This is a genomic window from Thioclava litoralis, from assembly GCF_045278885.1.
GTDB classification, from domain to species: Bacteria; Pseudomonadota; Alphaproteobacteria; order Rhodobacterales; family Rhodobacteraceae; genus Thioclava; species Thioclava litoralis.
Window position 1 is genome coordinate 2,478,651 of sequence record NZ_CP135443.1, and the last position, 14,897, is coordinate 2,493,547.

The 14,897-nt window shown below is 64.1% G+C and carries 20 protein-coding genes; 18 read left to right on the plus strand and 2 right to left on the minus strand.

What is annotated here, in order from left to right:
• Positions 1 to 54: 54 nt before the first annotated feature.
• Both RPE78_RS12255 and RPE78_RS12260 read right to left on the minus strand, forming a co-directional pair.
• Complete coding sequence (locus RPE78_RS12255) at positions 55 to 204, minus strand: hypothetical protein (protein WP_339109246.1); 150 nt, start codon at positions 202 to 204, stop codon at positions 55 to 57.
• A gap of 390 nt (positions 205 to 594) precedes the next feature.
• The gene (locus RPE78_RS12260) at positions 595 to 966 is read right to left on the minus strand and encodes a helix-turn-helix domain-containing protein (RefSeq protein WP_406720701.1); all 372 of its coding nucleotides are present in this window, start codon (positions 964 to 966) and stop codon (positions 595 to 597) included.
• Between the two features lie 25 nt (positions 967 to 991).
• On the opposite strand from RPE78_RS12260, the gene RPE78_RS12265 reads away from it, so the two are divergent.
• The 18 genes from RPE78_RS12265 to RPE78_RS12350 all read left to right on the plus strand — a co-directional run bounded on the left by RPE78_RS12265 (position 992) and on the right by RPE78_RS12350 (position 14,860).
• The gene (locus tag RPE78_RS12265; RefSeq protein ID WP_406720702.1) at positions 992 to 1,189 is read left to right on the plus strand and encodes a helix-turn-helix transcriptional regulator; all 198 of its coding nucleotides are present in this window, start codon (positions 992 to 994) and stop codon (positions 1,187 to 1,189) included.
• 78 nt (positions 1,190 to 1,267) lie between these two features.
• Positions 1,268 to 1,732 carry a hypothetical protein gene (locus RPE78_RS12270; protein ID WP_406720703.1) on the plus strand — a complete coding sequence of 155 codons (465 nt, stop codon included), beginning with the start codon at positions 1,268 to 1,270 and terminating at the stop codon, positions 1,730 to 1,732.
• Entirely contained in the window at positions 1,732 to 2,094 is a 363-nt protein-coding gene (locus tag RPE78_RS12275; RefSeq protein ID WP_406720704.1) for a hypothetical protein, read from the plus strand. The genes RPE78_RS12270 and RPE78_RS12275 overlap by 1 nt, the downstream gene beginning before the upstream one ends.
• Before the next feature lie 52 nt (positions 2,095 to 2,146).
• Entirely contained in the window at positions 2,147 to 3,034 is an 888-nt protein-coding gene (locus RPE78_RS12280; protein WP_406720705.1) for a hypothetical protein, read from the plus strand.
• A complete protein-coding gene (locus tag RPE78_RS12285; protein ID WP_406720706.1) occupies positions 3,034 to 3,264 on the plus strand; it encodes a hypothetical protein in 231 nt (76 codons plus the stop codon). The genes RPE78_RS12280 and RPE78_RS12285 overlap by 1 nt, the downstream gene beginning before the upstream one ends.
• Positions 3,265 to 3,475: 211 nt before the next feature.
• On the plus strand, positions 3,476 to 3,934 hold the full coding sequence (locus tag RPE78_RS12290; RefSeq protein WP_406720707.1) for a DUF1937 family protein: 459 nt from the start codon (positions 3,476 to 3,478) through the stop codon (positions 3,932 to 3,934).
• Entirely contained in the window at positions 3,934 to 4,548 is a 615-nt protein-coding gene (locus RPE78_RS12295; protein ID WP_406720708.1) for a hypothetical protein, read from the plus strand. Before RPE78_RS12290 ends, RPE78_RS12295 begins: the two co-directional genes overlap by 1 nt.
• A gap of 260 nt (positions 4,549 to 4,808) precedes the next feature.
• Positions 4,809 to 5,387, plus strand: a complete 579-nt coding sequence (locus tag RPE78_RS12300; RefSeq protein WP_406720709.1) for a hypothetical protein — start codon at positions 4,809 to 4,811, stop codon at positions 5,385 to 5,387.
• Entirely contained in the window at positions 5,384 to 6,058 is a 675-nt protein-coding gene (locus tag RPE78_RS12305; protein WP_406720710.1) for a hypothetical protein, read from the plus strand. Before RPE78_RS12300 ends, RPE78_RS12305 begins: the two co-directional genes overlap by 4 nt.
• A gap of 99 nt (positions 6,059 to 6,157) precedes the next feature.
• Positions 6,158 to 6,868 carry a hypothetical protein gene (locus RPE78_RS12310; protein WP_406720711.1) on the plus strand — a complete coding sequence of 237 codons (711 nt, stop codon included), beginning with the start codon at positions 6,158 to 6,160 and terminating at the stop codon, positions 6,866 to 6,868.
• A gap of 144 nt (positions 6,869 to 7,012) precedes the next feature.
• Entirely contained in the window at positions 7,013 to 7,660 is a 648-nt protein-coding gene (locus RPE78_RS12315) for a hypothetical protein (RefSeq protein ID WP_406720712.1), read from the plus strand.
• The gene (locus RPE78_RS12320; protein ID WP_406720713.1) at positions 7,660 to 9,819 is read left to right on the plus strand and encodes a terminase gpA endonuclease subunit; all 2,160 of its coding nucleotides are present in this window, start codon (positions 7,660 to 7,662) and stop codon (positions 9,817 to 9,819) included. The genes RPE78_RS12315 and RPE78_RS12320 overlap by 1 nt, the downstream gene beginning before the upstream one ends.
• A gap of 4 nt (positions 9,820 to 9,823) precedes the next feature.
• Positions 9,824 to 10,030 (plus strand): phage head-tail joining protein, encoded by a 207-nt coding sequence (locus RPE78_RS12325; protein WP_406720424.1) that lies wholly within the window; start codon positions 9,824 to 9,826, stop codon positions 10,028 to 10,030.
• Positions 10,030 to 11,532, plus strand: coding sequence for a phage portal protein (locus RPE78_RS12330; protein WP_406720714.1), 1,503 nt, complete (start codon positions 10,030 to 10,032; stop codon positions 11,530 to 11,532). The genes RPE78_RS12325 and RPE78_RS12330 overlap by 1 nt, the downstream gene beginning before the upstream one ends.
• Positions 11,533 to 11,542: 10 nt before the next feature.
• On the plus strand, positions 11,543 to 13,708 hold the full coding sequence (locus RPE78_RS12335) for a head maturation protease, ClpP-related (RefSeq protein WP_406720715.1): 2,166 nt from the start codon (positions 11,543 to 11,545) through the stop codon (positions 13,706 to 13,708).
• A gap of 86 nt (positions 13,709 to 13,794) precedes the next feature.
• Entirely contained in the window at positions 13,795 to 14,130 is a 336-nt protein-coding gene (locus tag RPE78_RS12340) for a capsid cement protein (RefSeq protein ID WP_406720716.1), read from the plus strand.
• Positions 14,127 to 14,453 carry a hypothetical protein gene (locus tag RPE78_RS12345; RefSeq protein WP_406720717.1) on the plus strand — a complete coding sequence of 109 codons (327 nt, stop codon included), beginning with the start codon at positions 14,127 to 14,129 and terminating at the stop codon, positions 14,451 to 14,453. The genes RPE78_RS12340 and RPE78_RS12345 overlap by 4 nt, the downstream gene beginning before the upstream one ends.
• The gene (locus RPE78_RS12350) at positions 14,450 to 14,860 is read left to right on the plus strand and encodes a hypothetical protein (protein ID WP_406720718.1); all 411 of its coding nucleotides are present in this window, start codon (positions 14,450 to 14,452) and stop codon (positions 14,858 to 14,860) included. The genes RPE78_RS12345 and RPE78_RS12350 overlap by 4 nt, the downstream gene beginning before the upstream one ends.
• The last annotated feature ends 37 nt before the right edge of the window (positions 14,861 to 14,897 follow it).

Here is a 14,897-nt window from a genome sequence, read left to right on the forward strand (position 1 = left end):
CGAGCAGCTCACCGCCCGGCAGTTGGGTTGCGAGCAGTCATCAGGCAACCGATCTCAGAAAGCGGGGTGCTCGACCTGCCAATGTGCGTGGGAAATCTGCGCGACGGGGTCGAGGTGGATCATCAGGGCAAGGAGAGCCGCGCCAATGCCGACGGCGGCCCAGAGGGGCATCCGTGAGTTGGTGGTTCGTGACATCGTCTGCATTGCGCGGCTCCATCCTGAGGGGGCGGCAGGCTCATATGTCGCTGCCGATGGGATAGACGTTAGCTCTAGGCTAATATATTTGCAATGAGAAAATTAGCCACAGGCTAACTTACGATTTCTGGTAGCTAGTAATCCGCAAGTATGCTCAAGCTAAAGGTGGCTTTTGGATCGCTCTTCAGGGTGAAAACAAAATAAGAACATCCAGCTTGACCCGTGGGATCGATAAGATATGATTTTGCTTATAGAACTAGCAAGAATTCAGCGAAGGTGCTGGTTTATTAGCCGCGTAAGTGTGAGATTGTTCTTTGGACGACGATGAATTTTCACTCGAGCTGCGCCATGCGTTATTATGCATGGACACGGAAGTGCAGCGAAATTTTTGGCGAGATGTTAATGCCTGGAGGCGAGTGCCTGAGCGTGCCGTATTACAGCCATACGCTCTTCGTCGCTCATTGAGCGAAGAAGTTCCGCATGGTCTCGGATTTGCTCGTCGACGGAACTAAGTGGTGTGTCGTCTAAAAGCTCGTTGGGGCTAACGCCATAGATTTCTGCTAGACGACTAATCATTTCGACGGATGGATTGCGTTTGCCATTTTCGGCATTGCCCAGTGTTGGGCCAGCATAACCAGACAGCTTTCCTAGCTGTTGGAGCGTATATCCGCGCTTTTGCCGATAATATTTCAATTTGTTACCCATGCTATTTTTTCGCATTGGGGATGAAAACTGGCAATTAGCTGAAAGAAGATACGCGCTTGCTATCATATTAGCTCTCAGCTAATGATGAGGAATGGAAAAACTTCGCGCGTACATCACTGGTCGCAGTCTGACCCTTGAAGCCTTCGCTAAAAGTGTGGGCTGCAGCACGGTTCACATTAGTACGATCCTGCGGGGGAAAAAACGTCCCAGTTTGGATCTGGCCATTGCCATTGAGGATGCAACCTCGGGCGAGGTTAGAGCGACCGATTTCAAGCGCGGTGATCAGTGATGGTGCCGGTTTTTCCATGCTCTCTTTGTGACGCGGCTTGCGTCCAGATCCTAGCGAACAGTTTTTCCGGAGGTTCACATGCGCCCTGTTGAGGCCGGTTCGATCCAAGATGTGGTGTCAGATGTTTATGATGTGTTTGGCGGGGTGCGGAAAGCCTCGGCGGCGACGGGGCTTGCGCCTTCGGTCCTGAGCTACGGCACCGAGATGCGCGAGGATCGCCCCGGCGGTTTGGGAGTGAACTACCTCGACCGCATGGCGCGAATGGATGTGGAGGCGGCTGCCGTGCTGGCGCGGCATTTCGCGGCGCTGGCGGGCGGTGTGTTTCAGCCGATCAAGCTGGTCGCTATGGAAGAGCTTACGAGCGCCTGCGCCGATGCCATCAAGGAAAACGGCGAGGCGATTTTCTTTGCCTTGCAGGCGGCAAAATCGGGCCGCTGGGAAGATGCGCGGGCGGCATTGCCGGAAGTGGACGAGTCGATCACCGAGATGACCGGCCTTCGCGCGATCCTGATGCAAACAATCCAGACGAAAGGGGCCAAGTGATGACTTCTAAATCTGCTCGCTCCAGAGCGATCCGGCCCGATGAAGATATGATGATGCGGAAGATATGCGGCGTCTTCTGGTCCCCTTCGCGCAAAGACTGGGTGCAGTTGACGGAAGCCGAGATTGCCGTTCGGGCGAATATCACACAGAAAGAGCTTCATCCCTATCTGTGTCTGGCAATTTTTGGCGGCGAGATCGCGCATTATCCGTATTCGGGTGTGTCGTCTGCTGCTCGCTATGACCTTTCGATCATAGGCAAGCGTCTTGTGGTGCGTTCTGTGACGGGGATGGACGCCGAGGCGCTTAGACAAAAGGTGGGATCTTCAAGCGACCGGTCTAATGGCCAGATGGGGGCAGCATGACTGCCTTCAACGCGATCCTCATGCAAACAATCCAGACGAAAGGGGCCATGTGATGAGCGACGGAATGATGACGCTGGAAGAGCTTCACCGTAGCGTGCAGGCGCAGCGCAAGAGCTTGAGCAATCTGGCTTCGCTGGTGGATATTGGCGATGCGATGTCGAAAGAGGGCTGGGACGTAGCGTTCCAGCTTTCGGGCGTTACGGGGGCCTCGATCCATGTGGCTTTCGAGGGGCCGCGCGAGGATGCGTCATCTGTTTTTCAGAGGGCGGTGGAGGATGTAGGCCGGTGCCTGCCTGAGGCGCTTGGTGCTTTTGCGCGGGCCGTTGTAGAACAACGCGGCCCCGAGATTGTCGATCTGCCTGCCGCGCCTGTGGCTGATGGGGGTGAGGCAGAAGAGGCTGCGCCCGTGTCTGCTGTCGAGGCGATCCCAGTCGATGCTAAGGATTACCGGACTGGCGCTTATACGGATGGCGAGCTGGAGAAGCTGCGCCAGCTTTATGGCGCGGGCAAGACGGTGCCGGAGATCGCCAATGTGTTGGGTCGGCGCAATCAGTCTGTCGGCGCGAAGATCAAATACATGATCGCGAACGGTCAGTTGGTGGAGCGCGAGGCGGCACCCGCGCCCGCGCCCGCGTCTGTCGTGTCCGAGGCCAAGCCGGATCTTTCGCCTATCGCGGCCAAGTGTTTCGGGCATGTGCGAGGCCTCCGGCCCGATCCGGCGTTTGACCCTGCGACCGAGGCGGCCATGTGCAAGGCGCTGCTGGACGGCCAGTTGCAGAACATGGTTGCCGCTGACCTTGGTGTTGATGGCAAGGCCATGATGAAACGGTTCCGCCTGATCTGCGGGCCGGTGATCGGCATGGGCAAGGAGATGACCGATGCCATGATCGAGGCGCTGCAATACCGCGCGGATGTGGCCAAGTCGGGCGGGGTGGCGTGATGGTCGAAAGAACAGTTGGCCCGCCGCCCCGCCCGCAGAAACTCGTCCTTTCGACGCGGCTGGATGGCCTGAGAGGTGGTAAGGCGGTCGAGGTGGTGGCGCAGGGTGGTTGCAGCCTGTCACTGCGGGTTATCGAGGCGGGCGGCGCGGTTGACGCGGTGGTCGATCTCAGCCCCGCACTGGCGCGGTTAGTTGCGCAGAGTATCCTGAATTTTGTGGGGGATGAATGATGGGGGCGATGGTCTCAGCGGTGCGTCTCCTTAGGTTTTGCCATGTTAAATTCCTTTCTGTGGCAAAGCGCGCGGCACTTCTTTTGAGTGGTGGGTGTCGTGCAAGTGCTTCCCGGCTATTGGGCGTGGTCGGGCGGCGCTATGGGGCGGTTTGTTGGCGCAAACCGTCCCGCATCTTTCTTCGCTCGCAATATTGCAAGGCGGTGATGTCTTGACCTCTACATTTGAAAACTGGGCCGCACTGTCGCGTTCGGCCAAGCCGCTGGATTGGTCCGGCCCGATTGTCTTCGGGGTCGGGCCTGCGGATGTGGTGGGCCATGCGGGCGGGAAGCCTGTTTATGTCAGTTCGCCCGTCCGTCTCAAGCTGTGCCAAGTGCCGGAAGCGGTCACGCTTTTCGCCGCACGGGCATGTGCGGAGCTGTCGCGCGTAGGCATCTGGGCGGCTTCGCCCGTAATCCTCGGGGCTGCGATGCTTGAGGTCGATATGCATCTCAAAATCAATGAGCCGGTCGGGTGGGCCAAGCAGGTCGCAGGTCTCCGCAATGCGGCTGGCGCGATCTGGGTTCCTGCCTGCCGTGGCTGGGCAAGCTGCCCGCAAATCTGGGCCGATGTGCAATGGGCCGTCTCGCATGGGGTGCCCGTCATGGTCGAAGCGAAAGGGGTAATGTGATGGGTGCGGAACGCAGCTTTACGGTGGTGGGCGATAACAGCATGCCATTCTATCCGATCTCTGCCGAAGAACGGCTCGACAGCCACTTCTTCATCCAGTGGAACCTCAAGCGCTGGCGCAAAAGCGAGTTCCGCCAGCTGGCCGAGCCCGATGTGGGCTGGTATGGCTTCCAGCTCTTCTGTGAGGCGCATGACGAAACGCCGGTCGGTACTTTGCCCACGAATGAGCGGCTGCTGGCCAAGGCTCTGGGGATCACGCTTGAACGTTGGCAGCAGCTTTGCGAGCGCGATATCACGCCGCTTCATGGCTGGTACAAGGTGCGCTGCGATAATGGCGAGGTGCGCTATGCCCATAACGTGGTGACCGAGGTGGCCGAAGAGGCGCTAAAGTCGAAGCGCCGCAACGCTGTGGATGCCGAGAACCGGAAGGTTGCAAAGCAGCTCAAGGATCTCGAGGCGATGATCAAGGATCGGATCGGGGCAGGGCAGTTGCTGAATAACCCGATGTTCCTCGACCGGTTCAACGAGTTTCTGGAAGATCGCTACACCGGCAAGCAGCGGCGCGAGGCGTTGGTGCGCCAAGCTCTTAACGAGTTCATGGAGGTTCACGGGTGATGCGAGGCTTCTGTGTAATCAGTGATATTCTGTTACGGTTACAGAATATTCCGGAATGGTTACGGAAAAACACAGATCAAAACGGAAATGACACGGAATTTTCCGTGAATATCCGCCTGTCTTCCCTTTTTTTGCGCGGTTTCTGTAACCGCCGAAAGGAAAAGAGAAGAGATGAAAAGAAAAGAGAAATACCGGATCGCACCGCCCTGAGCCTCTTGCTTGCGGCGGGCTTCGGCCATTGCTGAGAAAGGAGCGGTGACATGGACAGTGCAGAACAGGCCAATGGCGAGAAGCGTGTGCAGGCGATGCTGATCGAGCCGCTTTTGCGGCAGGGGCTGGCCAAGCCCTCGACCCTGACCAAGGCGGGGTTCGAGGAGATGCAGGGGGGGCTGCGCGAGCGGCTGGCCTATATGAGCGAGCTGTCGCTTTCGGCGCTGGCCGAACAGGTGGCGGCCAATCCGGGCGGCAAGGCGGGGGACCGGTTCCCGATCGCGGTGAAGATCCTCGAATGGGCCGCCGAGATCCAGCCGCCCTCCGATGATGGCAGCCCGCTTCTGCGCGCGGTCTTTGCCAACGGGATCGGGCAGGAGGCGCTGCGCGATGGCTGGGCCCCCGAGCTGCGCTTCTGGCTGAAACAGAATCGGCGCTGGCCGAATGCCTTTGTGGCCAGCCAGTTGCGCGAACAGGCGCGCGAGAACCTGCGCCGCCTGACGGTGATCGAAGAAAACCTCGCGGCGGACCGGATGGTCAGCGACGCGGATCTGGCCTTCCGCCAGCGGCGGCGGGCGGCAATGGGCAAATGCGAGACAATCGCGCGGTTGGCAGAGGCAGAGCAATGATGATGGCGGATGTGCGGCGGGACCGGATCGTGGCGGCGGGGCCTCGGGTGATGAGCGTGCGCTCGGCGCTGGAATGGGCCTTCGGGCCGGAGAACGCGCGGATGGACTTCGATCATAGCGGGGCGCATGAGTTCGATCGCGTGGGCGTCTCGCCGGAGTGGCGGATGATGCAGCAGGCCAAGCTGGGCTGCCGGATTGATGGCGGCGGCGCTGGCCCCGCGCCACAGATCCACCCCGATGCGGCGATGATTGCGGCGGCGGTCGAGGCGCTGGAGATGAACCCGATGTTCGGGCGCGAGATGGCGGTGCTGGTGGCCACGCATGCGCGGGCAGGGACTGCGCCGGATTGGCGGGGATCGGTGCGGCGGCATGTGGTGCCGGTCGGTTGGGACTTCGATGACGAAGGCAGATCGATTGCACTCGAGGCGAAAGGTGATGTCTGGTCCTATCGCTCGGATCGGTCGCGTAACCTGCGAAAGGTTGGCAGTCGATGCTGTCCGATCTCTTTCGTTGGTGGTGGCTCGGAGACGGCCAAGCGCCGTCGAGCCTATCTTGACTGGTGTGGTGCGCTTCTGGAGGTGGCTTCCCAGCTTCGTGTGCCTGGCTACCTCGACACGATCATTGTCACCAGTACGCAGCCTGTGCTTTCTCCGTGGCAAAATATCAGTTGACTGCATCAGTCCGATTTGACATTTTGCAGTCACCACACGAGCGCCCGAAGGTTGAAAGACCTTGCGGGCGTTTTGCATTTCCAGACATCGGTGCCCCTCATGCCCCAGCCCATCCTCGACGTGTCGGGCTTCACCGCCGCGCTTGATACGCTGGCCACGCGGGATGTGGTGATCGCCTCGACCTGGGCGCTCAATGACACGGTGGAGGAGGCGCGGGCGCAGGTGGCCGACCGGATGACGGTGGTCTTCGACCGGCCCACGCGGTTCACGCAGAACGCCTTTCGGGTGAAGAAGGCGCGGGCCTCGGATCTGGAAGCGGCGGTGGAGGAGCGGGCGACGATTGGCCGGCGCCATTACCTGAAGGTGCAGGAAGAGGGCGGGCCGCGCGGCCAGACGGGCTTCGAGAAGCTGCTGGCGCAGAACCTCGCCTTCGAGGGCATCATCCAGTCGGTGATCCCCGCCGAGGGCGCGCGGCTCGATGCCTATGGCAACTGGTCGACGGGCGAGCGCAATCAGGTGCTCTCGGCGCTGAATGCCCAGCGGGACCGGATCGCCAATGAGACCACGGCCTCGCGCAAGCGCCGCCCCAAGCGGGCGCGCTACTTCGTGCCCAAGGCGGGGCTGACGCAGGACATCTACAAGCGCGGGCCGTCGGGCATTGCCGAGCGGGTGGCGATCCTGTCGGACAAGGTGCCAGTCTATCAAAAGCGCTTGGGCTTCTTTGCCGAGGCCGAACGGATCTACGAGACGCGGCTGCCCGCGCATCTGGGCCGGACGCTGGCCAAGATGATCGCCAAGCGGTTCGGCTGAGCCCGCCATCCGCGTCGGATCGGCCACGGGTCCTTCCGGGGGCCTGCCCGCATGCGGGTAATTCGCACCCCGTGCCTCGGACATGATGTTTTTTTGTCGGGGGTATCGGTTTGGGTTGTTGTTGTTTTTAAGGGAGTTGGCCTCATGGAGTTCGATCTGGAGGCGGCACTGGCGCGCTATCCTCTGCCCGACACGGTCGAGGACCAGATCGTCAACCGCACACAGCTGGCACGGGCCTTGAACAAGACCGAGCCGATCATCAGCAAATATCTCGATCAGGGCATGCCGGTGGTGGCGCGCGGCTCGAACGGGCAGTCCTACGAGTTCCGGCTCTCGGAATGCTATGCGTGGAAGATGTGGCGCGACGGGGAGACGCAGCGCCGTTTCGAAGCCAGCGAACGCGCCTCGGCGCAGATGTCGCTTCTGTTCCGCAATGACGAGGATGCCGATCCCAACGAGCAGGTGCTGACGGCGGCGCAGATCGCCGAAGAGGCCGATGCCGATTACAAACGCTCGCGCGCCGCCGAGGCGCGGGGCGATCTGGTGCGCCGCGCCCGGATGCAGGCGCTGGTCGATGACGTGCTGACCATCTTCCGCAATTCGATGATGTCGCTGCCCGATTACGCCGAGGTCGAGTTCGGCCTCGAACCGCTTCAGGTCGACAAGCTGCAGCGCCGCTGTGACGAGGTGCTGGTGCAGGCCGCCGTGCGCATCCGCAAGGACATGTTCGAAACACCCGCCGTCGTGCGGCAGCTGAGGGGAGGCGATCCCGTTCAGCAGGAGGACGCCTGATGATCGAGATCGAGACCACCCGTATGGGCGCGCATTCGGTGCGGCTGCGCGAGCCGCTGCCGCCCTATACGCGGCCCGAGGAGATCCTCGCCGATTCCATGCCGATTCTCGAGACGGTGAACCGGATGAGCGTGACCGATGCCGCCGAACGCTATGTGCGGGTCGAGACGCAGGGCACCTGGCAATCCATCGACCGGATGCTGACGCCCTATATGGTCGAGCCCGCCGACATGACCGGCTCGCGCCGCTTCAAGGTGGTGGCCTTCGTGGGCCCCTCGCAATCGGGCAAGACGGTGATGTTGCAGACCAGCTGCCTGCACCGCGTGATGTGCGATCCGATGCCGGTGCAGGTGATCCATATGTCGCGCCCCGAGCGCGATAAATGGGTCGAGCACAAGCTTGATCCGATCGTGCGCAACAGCCCGCGCATCCATGACCTTCTGGGCAAGGGCCGCGATGACAGCACCTTCTCGCGCAAGCGGTTCCGCGGCACACGGGTCGAGATCGGCTATCCGACCGCGCAGCAGCTTTCGGGCGGGACCTATGGTCTGGTGGCGATGACGGATTTCGACCACTTTCCGGTGATGATGGGCACCAAGGACAGCCCCGAAGGCACGCCCTACCGCATGGCGCGCCAGCGCATCCGGACCTATCTCAGCCGCGGTTGCGTGCTGGTGGAAAGCACGCCCGCCCACCCTTGGGAGGATCCGAGCTGGCATAACGGGATCGATAGCCCGCATATGCTGCCGCCGACCACGGCGGGGATCGTGAACATCTATAACGAGGGCACCCGTGGGCGGTGGTACTGGCAATGCCCCGATTGCGACGGCCTCTTCGAGCCGCGCTTCGACCGGCTGGTCTATGATGGCGCACTCGATCCGGGCGAGGCGGGGGCTGTGGCAGAGATGGGCTGCCCGCATTGCGGCGCGCTGATCGCGCATCGCCACAAGGTCGAGCTGAACCGTCGGGCTCTGGCGGGGCATGGCGGGTGGCTGCATGAAGGGCAGGCGGTGGACGGGATCGGGCAGCGCGTGCTGGTGCCGATCGATGACAGCGCGGTCCGCCGCACCGATGTGGCGAGCTATTCGCTCGACGGGGCGGCGGCCACCTTCGCCAACTGGGCGGAGCTCGTGGCAAACTACGAGGCGGCGCGGCGCAAGGCGGAAGATCTGAACGATGACAGCGAGCTGTCGGGGGTGTTCTACACCGAGATCGGTAAGCCCTATCGGGGCAGTCTGGCCAAGGATGCCGAGATCGGCCTGCAATTCCTCAAGGATCACGCGCAGGCCACACCGCGCGGGGTGCTTCCCGAATGGGTGCGCTTTGTCACCGTCTCGGTCGATGTGCAGGACAACCGCTTTCCGGTGCAGGTCACCGCCTGGGGCGAGGGCGGACGGGCGCAGGTGGTGGATCGCTACGATCTGGTCACCCCGCCCGCGGGTGCGCCCAACACCGAGGCCGAACGCTCGGTGCAGCCGCCGCGCTATGGCGAGGATTGGGCGGTGCTCGAGGCGCTTGGCGAACAGGTCTGGCCGGTGGCGGGCGCGGCATACGGGCTGCGGGCGATTGCGTTGGTTGTCGATTTCCAGGGCTCGGCGGGGGTGTCCGATAATGCGGAGGCCTTCTGGCGCGGCCGGCGGGCGGCGGGCCTCGGCAAACGCTGGTTTGTCAGCCGGGGGCGGGGCGGGTTCAAACTGCCCGGGCGCGTCTGGCTCGACACGCCCGAACGGGGCTCGAAAGGCAAGAAGGCACGCTCGATCAAGATCCTCAATATCGCGACCGATCGGGTCAAGGACACGATCAGCGCGGCCATCGGCAAGGTGAATGGCGATGCCGCGGGCGCGTTCTACACCGCGCTGTGGATGAGCGATGACCAGCACTCGGAACTGCTTGCCGAAGAACGCGGCAAGGATGGCTGGGAGAAGCGGCGCGGCCAGATCCGCAACGAGAGCTTCGATCTTTCGGTGCAGGCGCGGGCCCTGGCCGAATATCTCGGCCTCCTGCGCATCACGGATTGGGACGCGGCCCCCGGCTGGGCGGCGGCGGGCCCGCTCAATTCTATGGCGGTGGCCCTGTCGGAGACGGCAGCTCCGGCCACCGCTGCAAAGCCCGCGCGCCGCCGGCGCAGGGTCCAGACACTCACTTATCTGCGGAGATGATCGCATGGCCTATACGCAGGACCAGATCGAGAGCTTGAAGGCTGCGATGGCCAAGGGCGTGACCAGCGTCGAGATGAATGGCGAGCGGGTGCAGTTCCGCAGCCTCGACGAGATGCAGCGCCAGCTGGGCCGGATGCAGGCCGAGGTGGCAGGGGCGCGGCGCGTCTCGACCTTGCGCCAGCTGCGCCCGCGTCTGAGCCGGGGGCTGTGATGGCGGACCGGATCAAATCCCCCGGCCTGCTGGACCGGATGATCGGCTATCTCGCCCCCGAGGCGGGGCTGGCGCGGATGGTGGCCCGCCAGCGGCTTGGTATGCTGATGCATTATGACGCCGCCTCGCGCTCGTCGCGCACCAGCAGCTGGCATGGCAGCGCCAGTTCGGCGGATCGGGCGGGGATGGCGCAGGGCGCGCGGGCGCGGCTGCGCGGGGTGACCCGCGATTTTGTCCGTAACCGCCCCTATGCGGCGCGCGGGATCTCGGTGATCACCGGCAATGTGGTGGGCACGGGGATCATTCCCTCGGTCAAGGCCGGTGCCGATCGCACCCGCATGAAGGCCGAAGAGATCGTGCTCGGGCATCTGGGCAGCACCGATCTCGATGCGATGGGGGTGCTGCATCTGGCAGGGCTGCAGCGGGCGGCGATGAATGCGGTGGTCGAGGATGGCGAGGTGCTGGTGCGCCGGCGCTGGCGGCAGGGCGCGCAGGCACGCCGCCTGAAGCTGCCCTTCCAGATCGAGCTTCTCGAGACCGATTATCTCTGCCCCTGGGTGACATCGCATGGCGATAACGAGGTGATCGACGGGCTGGAGATCGGGCCCGAGGGCAGGGTGGTGGCCTATCACCTCTTCCGCCAGCATCCCGGCACCGCCTCCACCCGGACCGATCTGTCGGTGATCCGCGTGCCGGCGGAGGACATTCTGCATATCCGCCGCATCGATCGCCCGGGCCAGTTGCGCGGGATCAGCTGGTTTGCGCCGGTACTGCTGACGCTCGGCGATCTGTCGGATTATCAGGAGGGCGAGATCCTCAAGCAGAAGATGGCCGCACTCATGGCGGGCTTTATCGAGCGCGAGGATAATGACGGGCCTGCGTCTTCGTCGGATGCCGAGGAAGAGGCCGAGGCGATGGGGCTCAGCAATGTGGCCCCCGGCACGCTGACCGAGCTGCCGCCCGGCACGAAAATCTCGTGGAGCACGCCGCCTAAGGTCGATGGCTATGATCTGTTCATGCGCCAGACGCTGGCGGCGGTCGCGATGGGGCTGGGCATCACCTACGAGGCGCTGGCGGGTGATCTGAGCCATGTGAACTTCTCCTCGGGCCGGATGGGCCGGATGGAGATGGACCGCAATGTCGAGACCTGGCAGCAGCAGGTGATGATCGGCCAGCTCTGCGAGGGTCTGGGGCGCTGGACGCTCGAGGCGTGGCAGATGGCATTCCTGCGTGCACCGGGCTTCACCCTTGGCTGGACGGCCCCGCGCCGTCCGGTGATCGACCCGACCCGCGAGATCCCCGCGAAGATCCGCGAGATCGAGGCGGGTCTGACCAGCCGCCAGCGGGCGCAGCGCGAGATGGGGCTCGATCCGGCGGTGATCCGGCGCGAGCGGATCGAGGATGCGGCGCAGGACGATACGGAGGGCGGCGGGCCGGTTGTGCCCGCCCCGAAGACGACGCCGGGCGCGCCCGTTGCGGCCCCGACCGGCCCCAAACCCTAAGGACAGTTCCATGCCACAGCCTTTGCTACAGGGCGCAGAGATCGTGCTGACCGGCGCGATCCTGCCGGACCCTTATGTCTATCCCGAAGACGAGGGCGTCTTCAGCCCCGCGATGGTGCGCCGCGCGCTCGATGCCTGCGCGGGGCAAAACGCGATCACCTTGCGGGTCAATTCGCCGGGCGGGGACCCCTCGGCGGCGGAAGATGTGCGGATGATGCTGTCCGAGGCCGCCGCCCATATCACGGTGCGCATCATCGGCGAGGCCTGCTCTGCGGCCTCGCTTCTGGTGATGGGGGCGGACCGGATCGAGATGAGCGCGGGCTCGGTGATGATGATCCATGACCCTTCCGTGCTGGCGATGGGCAATGCCGCCGATCACCTGAAGGCCGCCGAGCGGCTTGAAAGTGCAGCCCAGGGCTATGCCGCAATCTATGCCGCCCGCGCGAAGATCCCTGCGCAGGAGGCCCGTGCGCTGATGGTGGCCGAGACCTGGATGACCGCCGAGGAGGCGGTGGATCGGGGCTTTGCCGATGCGGTGATCGCGGGCGAGGCGCGCGCCAGCCCCGATGGGGCAGGCCCCGTGCCCGAGGTGGCGCCCGAGATGATGGCCGAGAGCATTGCCGCCGCGCAGCGCCACTATTCCGAGACCTGCCTGCGGATGTCCGCGCTGACGGCCCGCAGGCCCAATCAATCCCAACCGGCCCAGATGGCCACCAAGGAGGTATCCATGCCCACCCCCACGACCCAGACGACCCAGACCACCCGCGCGCCCGAGGATGACGCGGGCACGCCCGCAGCGATGCCCACCCCCGGCACCCCGACCCCCGAGGCCGGCACGGCGCCGGTCCCCCAGCCGTCTGCCACGATGCAGATGAACTCGGATCAGGCGGTGGCCAATGAACGCCGCCGCGCCCGCGCCATCCTTTCGGCGGCGCGCCCGCATATGAGCGCGGGCAGCCTCAGCGAGAGCTTCGTCGAGGCGCTGATCGACGAGGGCGTGAGCATCGAGACCGCCTCGCATCGCATGTTGCAGGAGATCTCGGCGGCCCAGCCCGATATCTCGATGGCCCGCTCCGAGCGGGGCGCGCGCCATCCTGCCCGTGTGGGCCGCGAGGATCGCGACACGCGCCGCGAGGGTCTGGCAATGGCGCTGACCGCGCGGATCTCGGGGGCGGCCCCCGAAGATGACCGTGCGCGGCCCTATATGGAGATGTCGATCCACGAGATGGCCGCCGCCGCGACAGGCGCGCGGGCACCGGGCTTTGGCTCCTATGCCTCGCGCGAGGATGTCATCATGAGCGCGATGCAGAGCGGGTCCGATTTCCCGAATATCCTGTCGCTCTCGGTGAACCGGGTGCTGGAACAGGGCTATGACCTGATCGGTCGCACCTTCACCGAGATCTCCCGCGAGATGGAGTTCAACGATTTCCGCGAGCATACCGTGGTGCGCCCCGATGAATTCCCCGGCCTGCGCAAGGTCAACGAGACGGGCGAGATCAAGTTCGGCTCGATCGGCGACAGCTCCGAGATGCTGGCGCTTGGCTCCTATGCCACGGGGCTGTCCATCAGCCGTCAGGCGCTGGTCAATGACGATATGGGGGCGATCCAGTCGGTGATCGACAATGCGGGCGCGATCGTGCCCGAGTTCGAGGAAAGCCTGTTCTGGCAGATCTTCCTGTCCAATCCCAAGCTGCGCGACGGGGTCGAGGTGTTCCATGCCGATCACGGCAACCTTGCCGCGGCGGGCACGGGGATCTCGGTCACCTCGCTTTCGGCGGGGCGCAAGGCGCTGCGCCAGATGAAGGCGGCGGATGGGAAACGGGTGATCGCGATGAACGCCCCGGCGATCCTGCTGGTGGGGCCGGAGAACGAAACGCTTGCCGAACAGTATCTGGCGCAGAACGTGCAGCCCACCAAGGCGGCGGATGTGAACACCTTCTCCGGCAAGCTGCGTCCGGTTGTCGTGGAGGCCATCGAAGGCAAGGAATGGTATCTGTTCGTGGATCCCTCCAAGCGCTCGCATGTGTTCAAGCACGGCTATCTGCGCGGGCGCAAAGCCCCGCGGGTGCGCGTTGACGAGCCGTTCGGCGTGCAGGGCATGCGGATGACCCTCGAGCATGATTTTGGCGCGGGCGCGGTCAATTTCCGCGGGGCCTACAAGAACCCCGGCCAATAACCGGCCTGCGGGATCGATGATCTGACGAAAGAGCGCCCGCTGTGGCGCTCTTCGTCGTTCTGGATTTCTGGTGAAAGGAACGAGCCATGAAAGGCTATTACCACAAGGGCGACAGCGTCGCCGTTATCGCGCCCTATGACGTGAATGCCTCCGAGCCTGTGCGGGTGGGGGTCGTGTTCGGGTTGACCGGCTATGCCGCCGCGCAGGGGACCGAGGTGGAGATCACCCGGCAGATCGCGTGTGACCTGCCCAAACCCCAGGCTCTGGCGATCGCGCAGGGGGATGCGCTTTATTGGGACGAGACGGACCGGGTTCTGACGACCGATCCCGGCACGGAGAACCGTCTGGTCGGGGCGGCATTGGCGGATGCAGCGGCGGAAAGCACGGTTGTCTACGGCCTGCTGGACGGCGTGATCCGGTGACGGGGGTCTTCGAGGGCATGGCGGGGGTGCTGGCGGATGTGCTGGGCGGGCCGGTGCTCTATACGCCCAAGGGCGGGGCCCCGCGCGAGATCCGCTCGATCTTCCGCACCGAACCGATCGAGGCGGAAGATCAGGACGGCCACCCGATCGTCATCATCGCCCCCAGCTGGCGGGTGGGCCGCGATCTGGTGCCGGAGCTGGCCAGGGGCGACCGGATCGATCCGCAGACGGGGACGCTTTACACCGTCGAGCTGATCCGCCCCTCGGGCTCGCCCGCAGGGGATGCCTTTGTCATCTGCGAGCTGCGCAAGGTGCAGCCATGAGCCGCGCCCTCTATCGCGCGCGGGCCAAGGCCGCTCTTGCCAGCGCCCCCGATCTTGCGGGGGTCACGCTGGTCTCGGCCTGGGCGGGCAACTTCTCGGCCAGTGACCTGCCGGTGATGGGGGTCGCCACCCCGCGCGAGCGGGGGAGGCCCGGCACGCTCAATGCCTTCGAGCGCGAGGTGCTGTTGCAGGTGGTGATCAAACGCCTCGGCGGCGCGGAGATCGAGGATCAGCTCGACCGCGATGCGGCGGCGATCGAGGCGGCGGTGATGGGGGCCTTCGGGGCCGAGCGGCTGACGCTGACCCCCGAAGAGGTCACCACCACGCTCAATGGCGAGGGCGAGGCGGTGATCGGCACCGCCGTGGTCAGCTTCACCCTCAACTATCTCAAACCCCTGCGCGGCTAAGGCGCGGGGATCTTTCCTCATAGCAAAGGAGCTTCGC